The organism is Kitasatospora sp. NPDC056181 (assembly GCF_042266225.1).
Classification (GTDB): Bacteria; Actinomycetota; Actinomycetes; order Streptomycetales; family Streptomycetaceae; genus Kitasatospora.
In genome coordinates this window covers 1-13,751 of the sequence record NZ_JBHJUK010000018.1, presented here as the reverse complement: position 1 = coordinate 13,751, position 13,751 = coordinate 1, and the positions used below count along the sequence as shown (strand labels likewise).

Here is a 13,751-nt window from a genome sequence, read left to right as displayed (position 1 = left end):
ACGAAACAGGCACCGCAGGCACGACACGGCATCACCGGCACGACACGGGCACCACGCGCACGACACAGGCACGACCGAAGGCAACACCCCCGATGGGATTCACCAGCCACCCCACGCTCCCCTGGAGCGAACTGCACCGACGCCTGGCCGGCGACGGCCCGGGCCCGGAGGGTGGCGCGGTCGTCCCGCTGCGCCGCCGCACCGAGGCCCACCTCCCCGCACATCCCGCAGACCCGGCCGACCAAGCCGGCCCCACCGCCCCGGCCTGGGCCGAGCTGCACGTGCACTCCGCCTTCAGCTTCCTCGACGGCGCCAGCGACCCCGAGGAACTGGTCGCGGAGGCCGCCAGGCTGGGTGTCGAGGCGCTCGCGCTCACCGATCACGACGGCCTCTACGGCGCGGTGCGTTTCGCCGAAGCGGCCCGGGAGGCGGGGGTCGGCACGGTGTTCGGCGCCGAGCTGACCCTGCGCCGGGACGAACGGACCGAGCACCTGCTCGTCCTGGCCCGCGACCCGGCCGGTTACCGCCGTCTCTCCGCGGCGATCAGCGCCGCCCAGCTGGCGGGCGGGGCCAAGGGCAGGCCGGCGTACGACTTCGCCGCGCTGGCGGACGCACACGACGGCCACTGGGCGGTGCTCACCGGCTGCCGCCTCGGCCGGGTGCCCGCCGCCCTCGGCACGGGCCGGCCACCGGTCGCACCCACGAACGGCGCAGCCCGTGGTGCCGGTGACCGGCTCCTCGCCGGTGGCCCACTCCGCACCGACGGCCGACCCCCCGCCGGCAAACTCCCCGCCGGTGGCAAACTCCCCGCCGAAGGCCGACCCCCCACCGGTGGCCGGCTCCGTGCCGAGGAGCAACTCCTCACCCTCACCGAGGCGTTCGGCCGCGACAACGTGTACGTCGAGCTGATCGACCAGTGGCTGCCCGGCGACGACCTGCGCAACGACGCCCTGGCCGCCCTCGCCGCCCGGCTCGGCCTGCCCGTCGTCGCCTCCACCAACGCCCACCACGCCGGCCCGGCGCAGGGCCGGCTGGCGCAGAGCCTCGCCGCCCTGCACGAGCGCCGGACCCTCCAGGACGCGGCGGGCTGGACGCAGGCGGCCGGCACGGCGCACCTGCGATCGGGCCGGGAGATGGCCGCCCGGCTGGCCCGTTTCCCGGGGGTCCGGGAGGCCACCGTCGACCTGGCCCGGTCCTGCGCCTTCGACTTCACCCGGCTCGACCCCGAGCTGCCCGGCTTCCCCGTCCCGCCCGGGCAGACCGAGATCGGCCATCTGCGCGCGCTGGTCGCCGAGGGCGGCCCGGTCCGCTTCGGCCCCGGCAACGGGCCCGCCCGCCGTCAGCTCGCCAAGGAGCTGGACGTCATCGAGGACCTGCGGCTGGCCGGCTACTTCCTGATCGTCCACGACATCGTCGAGTTCTGCCGCCGCGAGGACATCTGGTGCCAGGGCCGGGGTTCGGCGGCCAACTCGGCGGTCTGCTACGCACTCGGGATCACCGCCGTCGACCCGATCCACTACAAGCTGCTCTTCGAACGCTTCCTCTCCACCGCCCGCGACGGGCCGCCCGACATCGACCTGGACATCGAGAACCGCCGCCGCGAGGAGGTCATCCAGTACGTCTACCGCCGCTACGGGCGCGAGCACGCCGCCCAGGTCGCCAACGTGATCACCTATCGGCCCCGGCTGGCGCTGCGCGACGCCGCCCGGGTCCTCGGCTACCCGCAGGGGCAGGTGGACGCGTTCAGCCGGCAGAGCGACTTCCGTTCACCGCCCGGCGCGGACGCCGTCATCCCCGCCGACGTGCTCGCCCTGGCCGGACAACTCCACGGCCTGCCCCGCCACCTGGGCATCCACTCGGGCGGCATGGTGCTCACCAAGGAGCCGATCGGCGAGATCTGCCCGACCGAGTGGGCCCGGATGCCGGGCCGGTCCGTGCTGCAGTGGGACAAGGACTCCACGGCCGGCGCCGGGCTGGTCAAGATCGACCTCCTCGGCCTCGGCATGCTCGCCGCACTGCACGACACCTGCGACCTGATCGCCGAGCACCACGGCGTGCGCCACACCCTGGCCACCATCCCGGACGACGACCCGGGCGTCTACGCGATGCTGCGCCGGGCCGACACGGTCGGCGTCTTCCAGGTCGAGTCGCGCGCCCAGATGGCCACCCTGCCGCGCCTCAAGCCGGACCACTTCTACGACCTGGTGGTGGAGGTGGCACTGATCCGCCCGGGGCCGATCCAGGGCGGGTCCGTCCACCCGTACCTGCGGCGCCGGGCCGGGCTCGAAGCGGCGGGCTGCCCGCACCCGTTGATGGAGAACGCGCTCGGCAAGACCCTCGGGGTGCCGCTGTTCCAGGAGCAGATGATGCAACTGGCCATCGACTGCGCCGGGTTCACCCCCGCCGAGGCCGACCGGCTGCGCCAGGCGATGGGCTCCAAGCGCTCCCACGAACGCGTCGCCCGCCTGCGCGAGCGGCTGCTGGGCGGCATGGCCGCGCGCGGCATCCCCGAGGAGACCGCCGAGGACGTCTACACCAAGATCGAGGCCTTCTCCAACTACGGCTTCCCGGAGAGCCACGCGATCAGCTTCGCCTACCTGGTGTACGCGAGCGCCTGGCTCAAGTACCACTACCCGGCGGCCTTCACCTGTGCTCTGCTGGCCAACCAGCCGATGGGTTTCTACTCGCCGCTCAGCCTGATCGCGGACGCCCGGCGGCACGGTGTCCGGGTCCGCGGCGTCGACGTCAACGCCAGCGGTCCCCGGCCCACCCTGGAGCCGTACCGGGGGCCGACGCCCACGCCGCCGCTCACCGCGGGCAAGCCGCAGCCCGCCGTCCGGCTCGGCCTGGACACCGTCCGCGGCATCGGCGCCCCGCAGGCCGAGGCGATCGCGGCCGGGCAGCCGTACGCGGACCTGGAGGACTTCGCCCGTCGGACGGGACTGCCCGCGCCGGTGCTGGAGGCGCTGGCGACGGCGGGCGCGTTCGGCTGTTTCGGGCTGGGCCGGCGTCAGGCGCTCTGGGCGGCCGGGGCGTACGCGGGCGTCTCGGCGGCGCTGATCCCCGGCACCACGCCCGGCACCGAGGCGCCGCCGCTGCCGGAGATGACCCCGGTCGAGGAGACCATCGCCGACCTCTGGGCCACCGGCACCTCCGCCACCAGCCACCCCGTGCAGCACCTGCGCGCCCACCTGGAACGCGGTGGCGCACTGTCCGCCGCCCAACTCCCGGACGTCGAGCCGGGCGCCGCCGTGGTGGTGGGCGGCCTGGTGACGCACCGTCAGCGCCCGCCGACGGCCGGCGGGGTGCTGTTCCTCAGCCTGGAGGACGAGACCGGCCTGATCAACGTGATCTGCAGCCGCCCCGTCTGGGAGTCCCAGCGCCGCACCGCCCTCGACCGGGCCGGCCTGCTGGTCCACGGCCACGTCGAGCGGGACCGTGGCGCCACCAACCTGGTCGCCACCCGGCTGAGCCCGCTGCGGCTGGGGGTCTGAGGCCGCCGCGCGGGTGGGGGTAGGCTCGTGATCAAGGGGGCTTCCGCAGCGGGAAGTTCATGGAAGCAGGACGTCAACGCGGGGGGCACGCCTTGGGCGAGCAGATACGTTCACGGGTTTCGGCGTACGCGATCGCCACGTCGGAGCGGCGGCTCCTGCTGACGCGACTCTCCGACGCCTCGCCGGTGTTCCTGCCCGGGCTCTGGCACCTGCCCGGTGGCGGGATCGACCCGGGGGAGCAGCCGCAGGAGAGGCTCGCGCGTGAGCTGCACGAGGAGACCGGCCTCGAACTCCGCAGCGCCCGGCTGGTGGACGCGCGGAGCTACTCGGCCCACCGGCTCGGCGTGCACTGGCACCTGGTGGGGCTGTTCTACCGCGTCGAGCTCGAGCCCGGCCGGCCGGTCGTCACCGAGGTCGGCGGATCGACCTCGGGCGCCCGGTGGATGCCGCTCTCCGGCCTGACGGAGCCGATGCTCTCCCCGGCGGCGGTCGACGCCCTCGGCCTGCTCGGGCAGCCGTAGAGCCCGGGCCGCCGCGCCCGTTCGTGCAATGATCGTCCCCATGGACTCGACGACGCCGACCGGAATCCGCCGGACGCCGCTGCTCGCCAGGACGGGCCTGCGGGCGGGCGTGCGCGTCGGCCTGCGCGTCGGCCTGCTCTGTGCGGGGGCCGCCCTGGCGGCCGGGTGCGGCAGCACGAGCGTGACCGGGGCGGGCGGCGTGACCGGGGCGGGCGGAGGGACGCCGGGGCTGGTGACGCCCGATCCGCTGGTCACCGAGACGGTCACACCCACCCCCACTCCCGCCGCGGCCTGTTCGCCCGAGGGCGTGTCGCTGGCCGCGGAGGAGGCGAACGCCGCGATGGGCCTGCGGGTGATGGGGATCCGCCTGACCAACTGCGGGACCGGGCCGTACACCCTGAACGGCCACCCGGACGTGCGCGTGCTCGACGCCGAGCGGGCGCCGCTGGACATCGCGGTCCGGCGCGGTTCGGCGGGCATCGCCACCCTGGACTCCTTCGACGCCGCGCCGAAGCCGGTGACGCTCCAGCCGGGGGAGTCCGCGAGTTTCGCCCTGGCCTGGCGCAACACCGTCACCTCCGGCACCCGGCCGGCCGACAACGGCCGCTTCCTCGACGTCGCCCCGCTCCCCGGCCGCCCCCGCCTCACCGTCCCCGCCGAGCTCGACCTGGGCACCACCGGCAAGCTGGGCCTCTCCGCCTGGACGAAGTCGGATCCCGCGCGCCCGGCCACCACGCCTCCGCGGCCCGCCGTCCCTCCGCGGCCCGCCGTCCCTCCGCGGCCCGCCGCCCCTCAGGCCGGGTGACCGGCGCGACGCAGTCGTGGGGGGTGCCTGCGCCGCGCCGGGGCTTCTGACGGGACGGGGTGCCGGGATCGGAAGGCAGGCGTCGTCCGCCTCGACGATCCGCCGGTCGACGAGGCGGATCGTGGGGGAATTCCATCATTCGCCAACGAACTCCGCCTATCGCCGGAAAGGGTGGTTTGTCCTTCCGGCGTTGGGCTTTGACGATTAATCAGCCGTTCGCACCGAATCGGCCGGCCGGGGCGCGTCGGCCGCCCCGGGTCCGGGGAAGAGCCGGCCGAGGTGGTAGTGCAGGACCGCGGTCGCGTCGTCCGCCGTCCGCTGGCCGAGCAGGACGCTCAGGCCGAGGCCGGCGGAGACCGCCAGGAGGACGACGGCCTCCTGGCGGGCGTCCATGCGCGGATCGGCGTCCCCGGCCTGCTGGGCGGCGGTCAGCAGGCCGACCAGGAAGCCCTCCATCTCGTTGGGTGCCGCGAGGAACGACTGGTCGGCGAGTGCGGGGTCGGTGACGGAGAGCACCGCGTACTCGGTGTAGACGAGGTGGAAGGTCCGGCTCTCCTCGTCGGTCGGCACGGCTTCGAGCAGGATCGCCTCGATGACGTCCCGCGGGGCCGCCGAGGGGCCGGTCAGCCTCGTGCGGTCGCGGACCCGCTCGCCCATGCGGACCGCCAGGCGGGCGAGCGCCGCGAGCAGCAGCTGCTCCTTGGTGTCGAAGTAGTACTGCACGAGCCGCACCGAGACGCCCGCCTCGATCGCGACGGACCGCATGGTGACGGCGTGCAGGCCTCCGCTCGCCGCCGCGCGGAGCAGTGCGTCGATGATGTGGGCTCGCCGTTCCTCGTGGTCCACCAGCTTCGGCATCGGGTTCCCTTCGAACATTTTTATGGTACAAACATACCATCAAGTGCTGCTGTTTCGTGTACCGGGAGGGGACATGACCAGGACGAGCGTCGGGCACTTCGTGAGCGAGGAGGCCCGGGCGAAGTTCCTCAAGGCGTACGACCGTGCGATGGGGCTGTGGCCGGGCCCCCGCCGGGAACTCGACGTCGAAACCACCTACGGCACCGTCCACGTCCACCACTACGGATCCCGGACCGGCGAACCGGTCGTGCTGCTGCACGGTCATGCCGGACACGCGTCCAACTGGTACCCGCAGATCGCCGCCCTGGGCGAGCACCACCCGGTCTACGCGATCGACACGCTGGACGACCCCGGCCGCAGCGTCCAGCGCGTCGTCGCGGCCGGCTCCCGGGAGAACGCGGCCTGGCTCGGCGAGGTCTTCTCCGGCCTCGGGCTGGAACGGATCCACCTGATCGGTGTCTCCTACGGCGGCTGGCTGGCCCTGAACCAGGCCGTCCACGCACCCGGGCGCCTCGCGTCGGTCGCGTCGCTGGACCCCGGCGGGATCGAGAAGGTCCCCGCGCGGTTCTACGCGCACATGATCGGCGGCCTGTTCGGCATGCTCGCCCCGCGGCGCCTGCGCCCCGCGCTGGGACGGCTGCTCGCCAACCCCGCGCTCAGCTCGCCGCCCGAGATGATCGCGCCCCTGATGCTGGCCATGCGGACCTACAAGCCGAACACCCGCCCCGCGGCCCGGCCGTTCACCGACGAGGAACTGGGCTCCATCCGGCTGCCCGTCCTCGCCCTGCTGGGCAGCCGCAGCGCCCTGCTCCGGCCGCGCCAGGCGCTGAGGAGGGTGGCCGCGCTGGTTCCGGGAGTCCGGGCCGAGATCGTGCAACGAGCCGGCCACGGCCTCAACCTGGAACGCCCCGAGCTGGTCAACGCACACCTGCTGCAGTTCATCGCCTCCTGCGGGCGGGAGGCGCGGAGCTGACCGGGGGCTGCCACGACGAGCCCGCGTCCGAGCGCGTCGTGGCAGCCCCCAGGATGACCCCGGCCGCCCCCTGGATGTCCTCCGGACGACCCGGCGGGCCAGGGGCTGTGGCCGGGGGCTCCCGTGTGCCCGGCGGCGACGGGCCCTACTCCGCGGACCCCGCCTCCCGCCCCTTCCCGGGGGCGCCCGCGAAGACCTGGGCGATCGGCAGCCAGGCCGCCGCCGTCGCGCCGGTGGCGGCCAGGGCCAGGTCGTCCCGGTGCCGGCGCTGGGTGACCAGCAGGCAGAAGTCCAGTGCGGGCCCGGTCACCCGGTCCGCCGCGTCCGCCGGGCCCCACGACCACAACTCGCCGTTCGGGGCGGTCAGTTCCACCAGGACCGGGGTCTGCGGGGCCGGGAGGCCGTGCAGCGAGAAGGCGAACCCCATGGTCCGCACCCCCAGGTGCGCGATGTGCCGCAACCGTGCGGTCGGCTCGCGGACCGCGCCGAGCGCGTCCGCGACGTCCTGCCCGTGCGCCCAGGTCTCCATCAGCCGCGCGGTGGCCATCGACGGAGCCTTCATCGGCGGCCCGAACCACGGCAGCCGGACGTCGCCGGGCACCGCGGCCAGGGCGGCCAGCAGCCCCTCCCGTCCCGCCCGCCAGCGGGCCAGCAGCGCCGCCGGATCCTCGGCCGCACCCCGCGCCGCGCCCTCGTCCACCGGGTCCAGGCCCTCCGACCGCAGTTCGCCGAAGACCCGGCCGGCCTCCGCGGCGAAGCCCTCCGGGTCGCGCGCGGAGAGCCCGCTCCACTCGTCCGTCCAGGCGAGGTGGGCGATCTGGTGCGCGATCGTCCACCCCTGGGCCGGGGTGTCGCGGGCCCAGGCCTCCGGCTCCAAGCCGGCCACCAGGCCGTCCAGTTCCGCGCTCTCGGCCCGCAGGTCGTCGAGGAGGCCGGTCAGCACGTCCGCGGGGCGCGGCTCCTTCGGTTCCGTCGTCATGGGCAAACCTCTCGCATCCGTAGTGATCGCATCCGTGGTGACTCGCCGGTAACCCAGGCCCGCACCCTACGCCGCACCCGACGCCGCCACCGGCCACTCCACCGAACACGCATGTCGCAACCCTCGCCACCGGCCGCACCGCGTGTGAGAATCGCGCGGTGACAAGGGCAGCGGACACCCCCACCAGGGAGGCCGACGACCTCGCCGCGCGGGCCGCCGCGCTGGTCCGGGACGCCGTGCTCGGCGATCTCGCCCGCCGGGTGGTCGCCGACTGCGGCGTCGACGTGGGGCTGGTCGGCGTGCCCGAGCCGTCCGGCCCCGCCCGGGACCGGCGGACCGGCGGCCCCGACGGCATGGTGCTGCGCCACTGGGACGGCACCCGGGCCGACCTGCTGCACGACCTCGCCGTCCCCGCCGGGACCGGCCTCGGCGGTCTGGCGCTGGCCGAACGCGCCCCCAGCTGGGTGCCCGACTACCGGGCCGCGACGACCATCTCGCACCACTACGACGCCGCCGTCACCGCCGAGGACCTGTACGCGATGCTCACCGTCCCGCTGCTGCACGGCGGCACGGTGCACGGCGTGGTGTACGCGTCGCTGCGCGCGGTCGTCCCGTTCGGGGACGTCCGGATCGCCGCCGTGAGCAGGCTCGCCGCGGCGGCCACCCGGGCGCTGGCGGGAGCCGCCGCCTGGGCCGGGTCCCCGACCCGGAGGGCGCTCCCCGCCACCCCGCTCACCCCGCGCGAGCACGAGGTGCTCCGCTGGGCGGCGACCGGCCGGACCAATCCGGAGATCGCCGCCCAGCTGGGCCTCACCTGCAACACCGTCACCGGCTACCTGAAGGCGGCCATGCACAAGCTCGGCGTCCGCAACCGGACCGAACTCGCGCTGGCGGCACGCGAGTCCGGCCTCCTGGAAGCCGCTAGTTGACCATCCGGTCCCGGTTCGCCCAGTACGGCTCGCGGAGCCGGAACTTCTGCAGCTTGCCGGTGGTGGTCCGCGGCAGCGCGTCCCGGAACTCCACCGAGGTGGGCGACTTGTAGCCGGCCAGCCGCTGCTTGCAGTGCGCGATGAGCTCCGCCTCGCCGGCTTCGGCGCCGGGCTTGAGCACCACCAGCGCCTTGACCGTCTCGCCCCACTTCTCGTCCGGCACGCCGATCACCGCGACCTCGCCCACCGCGGGGTGGTCGTACAGGCAGTCCTCCACCTCGATCGAGGAGACGTTCTCCCCGCCGCTGATGATGACGTCCTTCTTCCGGTCCGAGATGGTCAGGTAGCCGTCGGTGAGGGTGCCGCCGTCGCCGGTGTGGAACCAGCCGTCCCGGATCGCGTCCGAAGTCTCCTGCGGCTGCTGCCAGTAGCCGTCCAGCACCACGTTGGAGCGGACCAGCACCTCGCCCTGGTCGTCCACCCGGACCTGGTTGCCGATCGCCGGCGCACCCGCCTGCACCAGCTTCTCCGCCCGTTCGGCGGCGGGCAGTCCGTCCCACTCGTGGCGGGTGCGGTTGACCGTCACCACCGGCGAGGTCTCGGTGAGGCCGTAGATCTGCATGAACTCCCAGCCGAGTTCGGCCTCGATCCGCTGTACCACCGAGGTCGGCGGCGGGGCGCCGGCCACGATGATCCGCACCTTGTCCCGGCCGGGGACGGGCCCGTCCCAGTCGGCGGCGGCGTCCAGCACCATCTGGATCACCGCCGGCGCGCCGCACAGGAAGGTCACACCGTGCCGCTCGACCCGGCGCAGGATCTCGGCGCCGTCCACCTTCCGCAGCACGATGTGCTGCGCGCCCAGCCCGGTGAGCGCGAACGGCAGGCCCCAGCCGTTGGCGTGGAACATCGGCAGGGTGTGCAGGTAGACGTCCCGGTCGCCGGCCCCGAAGTGCAGGCCCATCAGTACGGCGTTCAGCCAGATGTTCCGGTGGGTGAGCTGAACGCCCTTGGGGCGCGCGGTGGTTCCGCTGGTGTAGTTGATCGTCGCGGTGTCGTTCTCGCCGATCTCGTACCGGCGCGGCGCGTGGTCGAAGTCGTACAGCAGGGCGTCGCTTTCCGGGCCGATCACGAACTTGTGCTTGGCGGCCACCCCGGCCAGCGGCTCGGCGACCTCGGGGTCGACCAGCAGCACGGACGCGCCGCTCTGCTCGACGATGTACGAGACCTCCTCGGCCCTCAGCCGGAAGTTCACCGGCACCAGCACCCGGCCGTGCCCGCTCACGCCGTACAGCGAGGTCATCAGGCGGGCCGAGTTGTGCGACACGATCGCGACCCGTTCGCCCGGCCCGACGCCGAGCCGGTCCAGCCCGGCCGCCTGGGCCCGCGCGAGCTCGGCGACCCGCCGGTAGCTGAGCTCGCCCCAGGATTCGGCCGGTTGCACCGGCTCGTCGACGATGCCGACCCGGTCGCCGTAGACCAGCTCGGCCCGGTCGAGGAAGTCCATCACGGAGAGTGGAATCTGCATGCGCCCACTGTCCTCCGCCCGCCGCTCCCTGCACACCCCCGATCGGGGGTGTCGGGGGCGTCACCCGTACGCGCCGCCGGCGGCCCCCGCCGTCTCCCGCTCCGCCGCCCCCGCGGCCTCCCGCTCCGCAGCTCCCGCCGGCCCCTGCTCCGTCGTCCCCGCCTCCGCCGCCGCCGCCAGGGCGGTGACCAGCCGGTCCCGGGCCGCGGTCTGCGCGGCGATCCTGCGCTCCAGCACGGCCAGGCGTTCCCGGGCGAGCCGCACCGCCGCCGCCGACGGCGGCCCGGCGAGCACGTCCCCGTCCAGGCAGGGCAGGAAGAGCCGGACGTCCTCCAGGGTGAACCCGGCGGCCAGCAGGCCGCGGATGTTGTGCACCCGGACGGCCGCCGCCTCGTCGTACTCCCGGTAGCCGTTGGCGGCGCGGGAGGAGCCGATCAGCCCGGCCTGCTCGTAGTGGCGCAACGCCCGGGCCGTGCTGCCCGTCGCCCGGGCCAGCTCTCCGATCAGCACGGCTCCCCGCTCCCTCGCCGGTCCCGCCGGCCTCAGCAGCCCCGCCGGCCTCAACAGTCCACCGGCCGGACCGGTCCCACCCACCGGGCCCGGCCCGGCGGTCTCATCCGACGACGGCGCCGCCGTCCACCGGCAACACTACTCCGGTGACGAACGAGGCCTGCGGGGAGGCGAGTTGCGTGATCGCCCAGGCCACCTCGGCGGGCCGGCCGATCCGCCCGAGCGGGGTGTGGGCGATCTGCCACCGCCGGACGGCCTCCCGCTGCCCGGCGCTGAGCCCGGAGTGCTCGCCGATCGGCGTGTCGACCGCCCCCGGCGCGACCGCCACCACCCGGACGCCGCGCGGCGCCAGCTCCACCGCCCAGCTGCGGGTGACCGACTCCAGCGCCGCCTTGCCCGCCGCGTACACCGAGTTGCCCGGCCAGCCGCGCTGTCCGACGGACGTCGTGACGTTGACGATCACGCCGCGACCCGCCTCCAGCGGCGGCAGGGCCGCCTGGCCGAGCAGGACGGCGGCGGTCAGGTTGGTGGCGAGCTGTGCCTCGACCCCGTCCCGGGTGAGGTCGCCGACGGCGCCGCTGCGGACGATCCCCGCGTTGTTGACCAGCACGTCCAGGCGGCCGTACCGGTCCAGCACCTCGGCCACGATCCGCTCCGGCGCGCCCGGATCCGTGATGTCCGCGACCAGCGGGCGGATCCGCCCGGGGTGGCCGCCGGCCGTCTCCGCCAGCGGCTCGGCCCGCCGCCCGACCGCCACCACCGCGACCTCCGGCCCCTGCCCGGCGAAGGCCTGCGCGGTGGCCCGCCCGATCCCCGTCCCCGCGCCGGTGACCAGCACGACCCGGGACACCGGGCTCTGCTGCGCGTTCTCCTGCTGCGCGTTCTCCTGCTGCGTGTTCCCGTTCATGTCCGCGAGCCTCCAACCCTGCCGCCAGCGTCAAGGTCAAACCGGGGGCCGGGGCTCCGTTTGCTGAGCCGGACGCGAACAGGGGCCACCGGGGGGAGGCGGCGGGCGCCGGAGGCTGTTAGGTGGGTGCCAACGCACCCACGCACGGGGAGAACAAGCATGAGTGACGAACGGTCCGAGAACCTGTACGAGGCCATCGGGGGCATCGACACGCTCCGGCGGCTGAGCAACACCTTCTACGAGGGCGTCCTCGCCGACCCGGTCCTGGCGCCCGTCTTCGCGAACTTCACCACCACCCACATCGAGCACGTCGCCGTCTGGCTGGGCGAGATCTTCGGCGGTCCGGCCCGTTTCACCGGCGAGCTGGGCGGCCACCAGTCGCTGCTCCGCTCGCACCTGGGCCTCGCCATCACCGAGGAGCAGCGCGGCCGTTGGATGGAGCTGATGGGCGCCGCCGTCCAGAAGGAGCTGCCCGACGACGAGCTGCTGCGCCGCCGGGTGCTGGAGTACTTCGACTGGGGCACCAGGATCGCCAAGGACGTCTCGGCGGCGCCGGCCGGCACGGACCTCGGGGACCCGGGGCCGACGCCGCGCTGGGGCTGGGACGGACTGGTGAAGTGACGGCCACCGTCGAACTCCCCGCCGCCGGGGGCCTGCTGCTGAGGCCGTTCCGGGACGAGGACGCGCCCGCGCTGATCGAGATCTACCGCGACGAGACGCTGCGCCGCTTCACCCGGAACTCGGTGACCGACGCGGAGGAGGCGGCCCGCTGGCTCGACGTGCAGTACCGCGGCTGGGCGGACGGCGACCGGTACAGCTTCGCCGTCCTCGAACCGCGGGGCGCGCATGACGGCCCTGCCGAGCTGGTCGCCAACGTGGTGCTCAAGCGCGCCGATTCCGGCGGGCCGTCCGCCGAGGTCGGGTACTGGACGGCGGCCGCCGCGCGGGGCCGGGGCGTGGCGCCCCGCGCGCTGGAGGCGGTCACCGGCTGGGCGTTCGCGGCCTTCGCGGGGGAGGGCCTGCTCCGCCTCGACCTGCTGCACCAGGTGGACAACCAGGCCTCCTGCCGGGTGGCCGAGAAGGCCGGGTACGGCTTCGACACGGTCCTGCCGGCCCTGCCGCCGGAGTTCCCGCTGGACGGCCACCTCCACACCCGTCACCGGGGAGACGCCGCCGGGCCGGCCGGGTTAACCGCTGGACGGGGGTGAGGGGGCGGGGTCAGAGTGGCCCTCATGGCTTCTCTCGTACGACATGTGACGATCGACTGTTCCGACGCCTTCCGCCTCGCCGGGTTCTGGGCTGAGGTCCTGGACAGCAAGGTCAGTGAGGACGACAACCCGGGGGATCCGGAGGCGCTGGTGGAGTCGCCGGGTGCCGCGTTGCTGTTCATCCAGGTGCCCGAGGGCAAGACGGTGAAGAACCGCGTCCACCTCGACCTCCAGCCGCAGGACCGCACCCGCGACGAGGAGGTGGAGCGCCTGCTGGCGCTGGGCGCCACCGTCCACGACGACCGGCGCACCCCGGACGGCAAGGGCTGGGTGACCATGCTCGACATCGAGGGCAACGAGTTCTGCGTCGAGCGCGGCGCCGCCGAGCGGGCGGCCACCTCCTGACCCGTCGTCACCGGTCGTCGACGGCCGCCCGCCAGGTCCACGAGGCCCTGCGCGGGCGGCCGTTCAGCTCTCCGCGCCCGGTGCACCAGAGCAGTACCCCGGCCGGGTCCCCGTCGTCCGGCGCCTCGGGGAAGAGCCGCCCGAGCACCCCCGCGCAGAGTCCGGCGGGCGGCTCCCAGGGCAGACCGAGGCCCAGGGCGATGTCGTGGGTGTGCAGCAGGGTCTCGGCCACGCCCATCGCGGCGAAGCCGGGCGGGTCGCACGGCCCGTGGTGCCAGGCGCGGAGCCCGGGCGGTGCGGCGTCCAGGGCGGTGGCCAGCAGCTGCCCGGCGGCCGTCACCACCGTCAGCACCTCGGCGGGCCCGGCCTCCGGGTGCACGGTGAGGTCGAACGGCAGGTACCGGCCGACGGGGCGGGCGGCGAGCTGGCCGGCGTAGCCGAGCAGGTCGTGCGCGACGTGGGCGGCGGTCTCCCGGCAGCTCCAGTCCAGCGGTCCGGCGGGCGCCGTCCAGTCGTGGGGGGCGTCGGTGAGCGGACCGAGGGCGTGCAGCAGTTCGCCGAGCGCGGCCCGGACGTCGTCTCCGTTCATGGCGTCCAGCCTTCCATCCGCGAACGCCCGGGGGGCGGGTTCGCGTCG

The 13,751-nt window shown here is 74.6% G+C and carries 13 protein-coding genes and 1 pseudogene; 8 read left to right on the top strand and 6 right to left on the bottom strand.

Annotated elements, in window-relative coordinates:
- The first annotated feature begins 92 nt into the window (after window positions 1-92).
- From ACFC1F_RS10250 to ACFC1F_RS10240, 3 genes are all read left to right on the top strand, one after another.
- Entirely contained in the window at window positions 93-3,494 is a 3,402-nt protein-coding gene (locus ACFC1F_RS10250) for an error-prone DNA polymerase (protein WP_376157009.1), read from the top strand.
- A 92-nt stretch (window positions 3,495-3,586) separates the two neighbouring features.
- The gene (locus tag ACFC1F_RS10245; protein ID WP_376157007.1) at window positions 3,587-4,015 is read left to right on the top strand and encodes an NUDIX domain-containing protein; all 429 of its coding nucleotides are present in this window, start codon (window positions 3,587-3,589) and stop codon (window positions 4,013-4,015) included.
- A gap of 40 nt (window positions 4,016-4,055) precedes the next feature.
- A complete protein-coding gene (locus ACFC1F_RS10240; RefSeq protein ID WP_376157006.1) occupies window positions 4,056-4,820 on the top strand; it encodes a DUF4232 domain-containing protein in 765 nt (254 codons plus the stop codon).
- A gap of 204 nt (window positions 4,821-5,024) precedes the next feature.
- Here ACFC1F_RS10240 and ACFC1F_RS10235 read toward each other — a convergent pair whose 3' ends face one another.
- Window positions 5,025-5,678: a TetR/AcrR family transcriptional regulator gene (locus tag ACFC1F_RS10235; RefSeq protein WP_376157004.1), complete on the bottom strand. Its 654-nt coding sequence runs from the start codon at window positions 5,676-5,678 to the stop codon at window positions 5,025-5,027.
- 73 nt (window positions 5,679-5,751) lie between these two features.
- Here ACFC1F_RS10235 and ACFC1F_RS10230 point away from each other — a divergent pair, with 73 nt between their 5' ends.
- A complete protein-coding gene (locus ACFC1F_RS10230; RefSeq protein WP_376157003.1) occupies window positions 5,752-6,651 on the top strand; it encodes an alpha/beta fold hydrolase in 900 nt (299 codons plus the stop codon).
- A 145-nt stretch (window positions 6,652-6,796) separates the two neighbouring features.
- On the opposite strand, the gene ACFC1F_RS10225 is transcribed toward ACFC1F_RS10230, so the two are convergent.
- Window positions 6,797-7,630, bottom strand: coding sequence for a TIGR03084 family metal-binding protein (locus tag ACFC1F_RS10225; RefSeq protein WP_376157001.1), 834 nt, complete (start codon window positions 7,628-7,630; stop codon window positions 6,797-6,799).
- Window positions 7,631-7,788: 158 nt separating this feature from the next.
- On the opposite strand from ACFC1F_RS10225, the gene ACFC1F_RS10220 reads away from it, so the two are divergent.
- A complete protein-coding gene (locus ACFC1F_RS10220; protein ID WP_376156999.1) occupies window positions 7,789-8,559 on the top strand; it encodes a LuxR C-terminal-related transcriptional regulator in 771 nt (256 codons plus the stop codon).
- On the opposite strand, the gene ACFC1F_RS10215 is transcribed toward ACFC1F_RS10220, so the two are convergent.
- The 3 genes from ACFC1F_RS10215 to ACFC1F_RS10205 all read right to left on the bottom strand — a co-directional run bounded on the left by ACFC1F_RS10215 (window position 8,552) and on the right by ACFC1F_RS10205 (window position 11,501).
- Complete coding sequence (locus ACFC1F_RS10215; RefSeq protein WP_209414442.1) at window positions 8,552-10,084, bottom strand: AMP-binding protein; 1,533 nt, start codon at window positions 10,082-10,084, stop codon at window positions 8,552-8,554. The genes ACFC1F_RS10220 and ACFC1F_RS10215 overlap by 8 nt on opposite strands.
- Window positions 10,085-10,144: 60 nt before the next feature.
- Window positions 10,145-10,594, bottom strand: coding sequence for a MerR family transcriptional regulator (locus tag ACFC1F_RS10210; RefSeq protein WP_376156997.1), 450 nt, complete (start codon window positions 10,592-10,594; stop codon window positions 10,145-10,147).
- A 103-nt stretch (window positions 10,595-10,697) separates the two neighbouring features.
- Window positions 10,698-11,501, bottom strand: a complete 804-nt coding sequence (locus ACFC1F_RS10205) for an SDR family NAD(P)-dependent oxidoreductase (RefSeq protein WP_376156995.1) — start codon at window positions 11,499-11,501, stop codon at window positions 10,698-10,700.
- A gap of 159 nt (window positions 11,502-11,660) precedes the next feature.
- Here ACFC1F_RS10205 and ACFC1F_RS10200 point away from each other — a divergent pair, with 159 nt between their 5' ends.
- The 3 genes and pseudogenes from ACFC1F_RS10200 to ACFC1F_RS10190 all read left to right on the top strand — a co-directional run.
- On the top strand, window positions 11,661-12,122 hold the full coding sequence (locus tag ACFC1F_RS10200; protein ID WP_376156993.1) for a group II truncated hemoglobin: 462 nt from the start codon (window positions 11,661-11,663) through the stop codon (window positions 12,120-12,122).
- Window positions 12,119-12,709 (top strand): GNAT family N-acetyltransferase, encoded by a 591-nt coding sequence (locus ACFC1F_RS10195; protein ID WP_376156992.1) that lies wholly within the window; start codon window positions 12,119-12,121, stop codon window positions 12,707-12,709. The genes ACFC1F_RS10200 and ACFC1F_RS10195 overlap by 4 nt, the downstream gene beginning before the upstream one ends.
- A 24-nt stretch (window positions 12,710-12,733) precedes the next feature.
- A pseudogene (locus tag ACFC1F_RS10190) lies at window positions 12,734-13,105 on the top strand (VOC family protein); the annotation flags it as partial.
- Window positions 13,106-13,121: 16 nt separating this feature from the next.
- Here ACFC1F_RS10190 and ACFC1F_RS10185 read toward each other — a convergent pair.
- Window positions 13,122-13,703: a maleylpyruvate isomerase N-terminal domain-containing protein gene (locus ACFC1F_RS10185; RefSeq protein WP_376156991.1), complete on the bottom strand. Its 582-nt coding sequence runs from the start codon at window positions 13,701-13,703 to the stop codon at window positions 13,122-13,124.
- Between the last annotated feature and the right edge of the window lie 48 nt (window positions 13,704-13,751).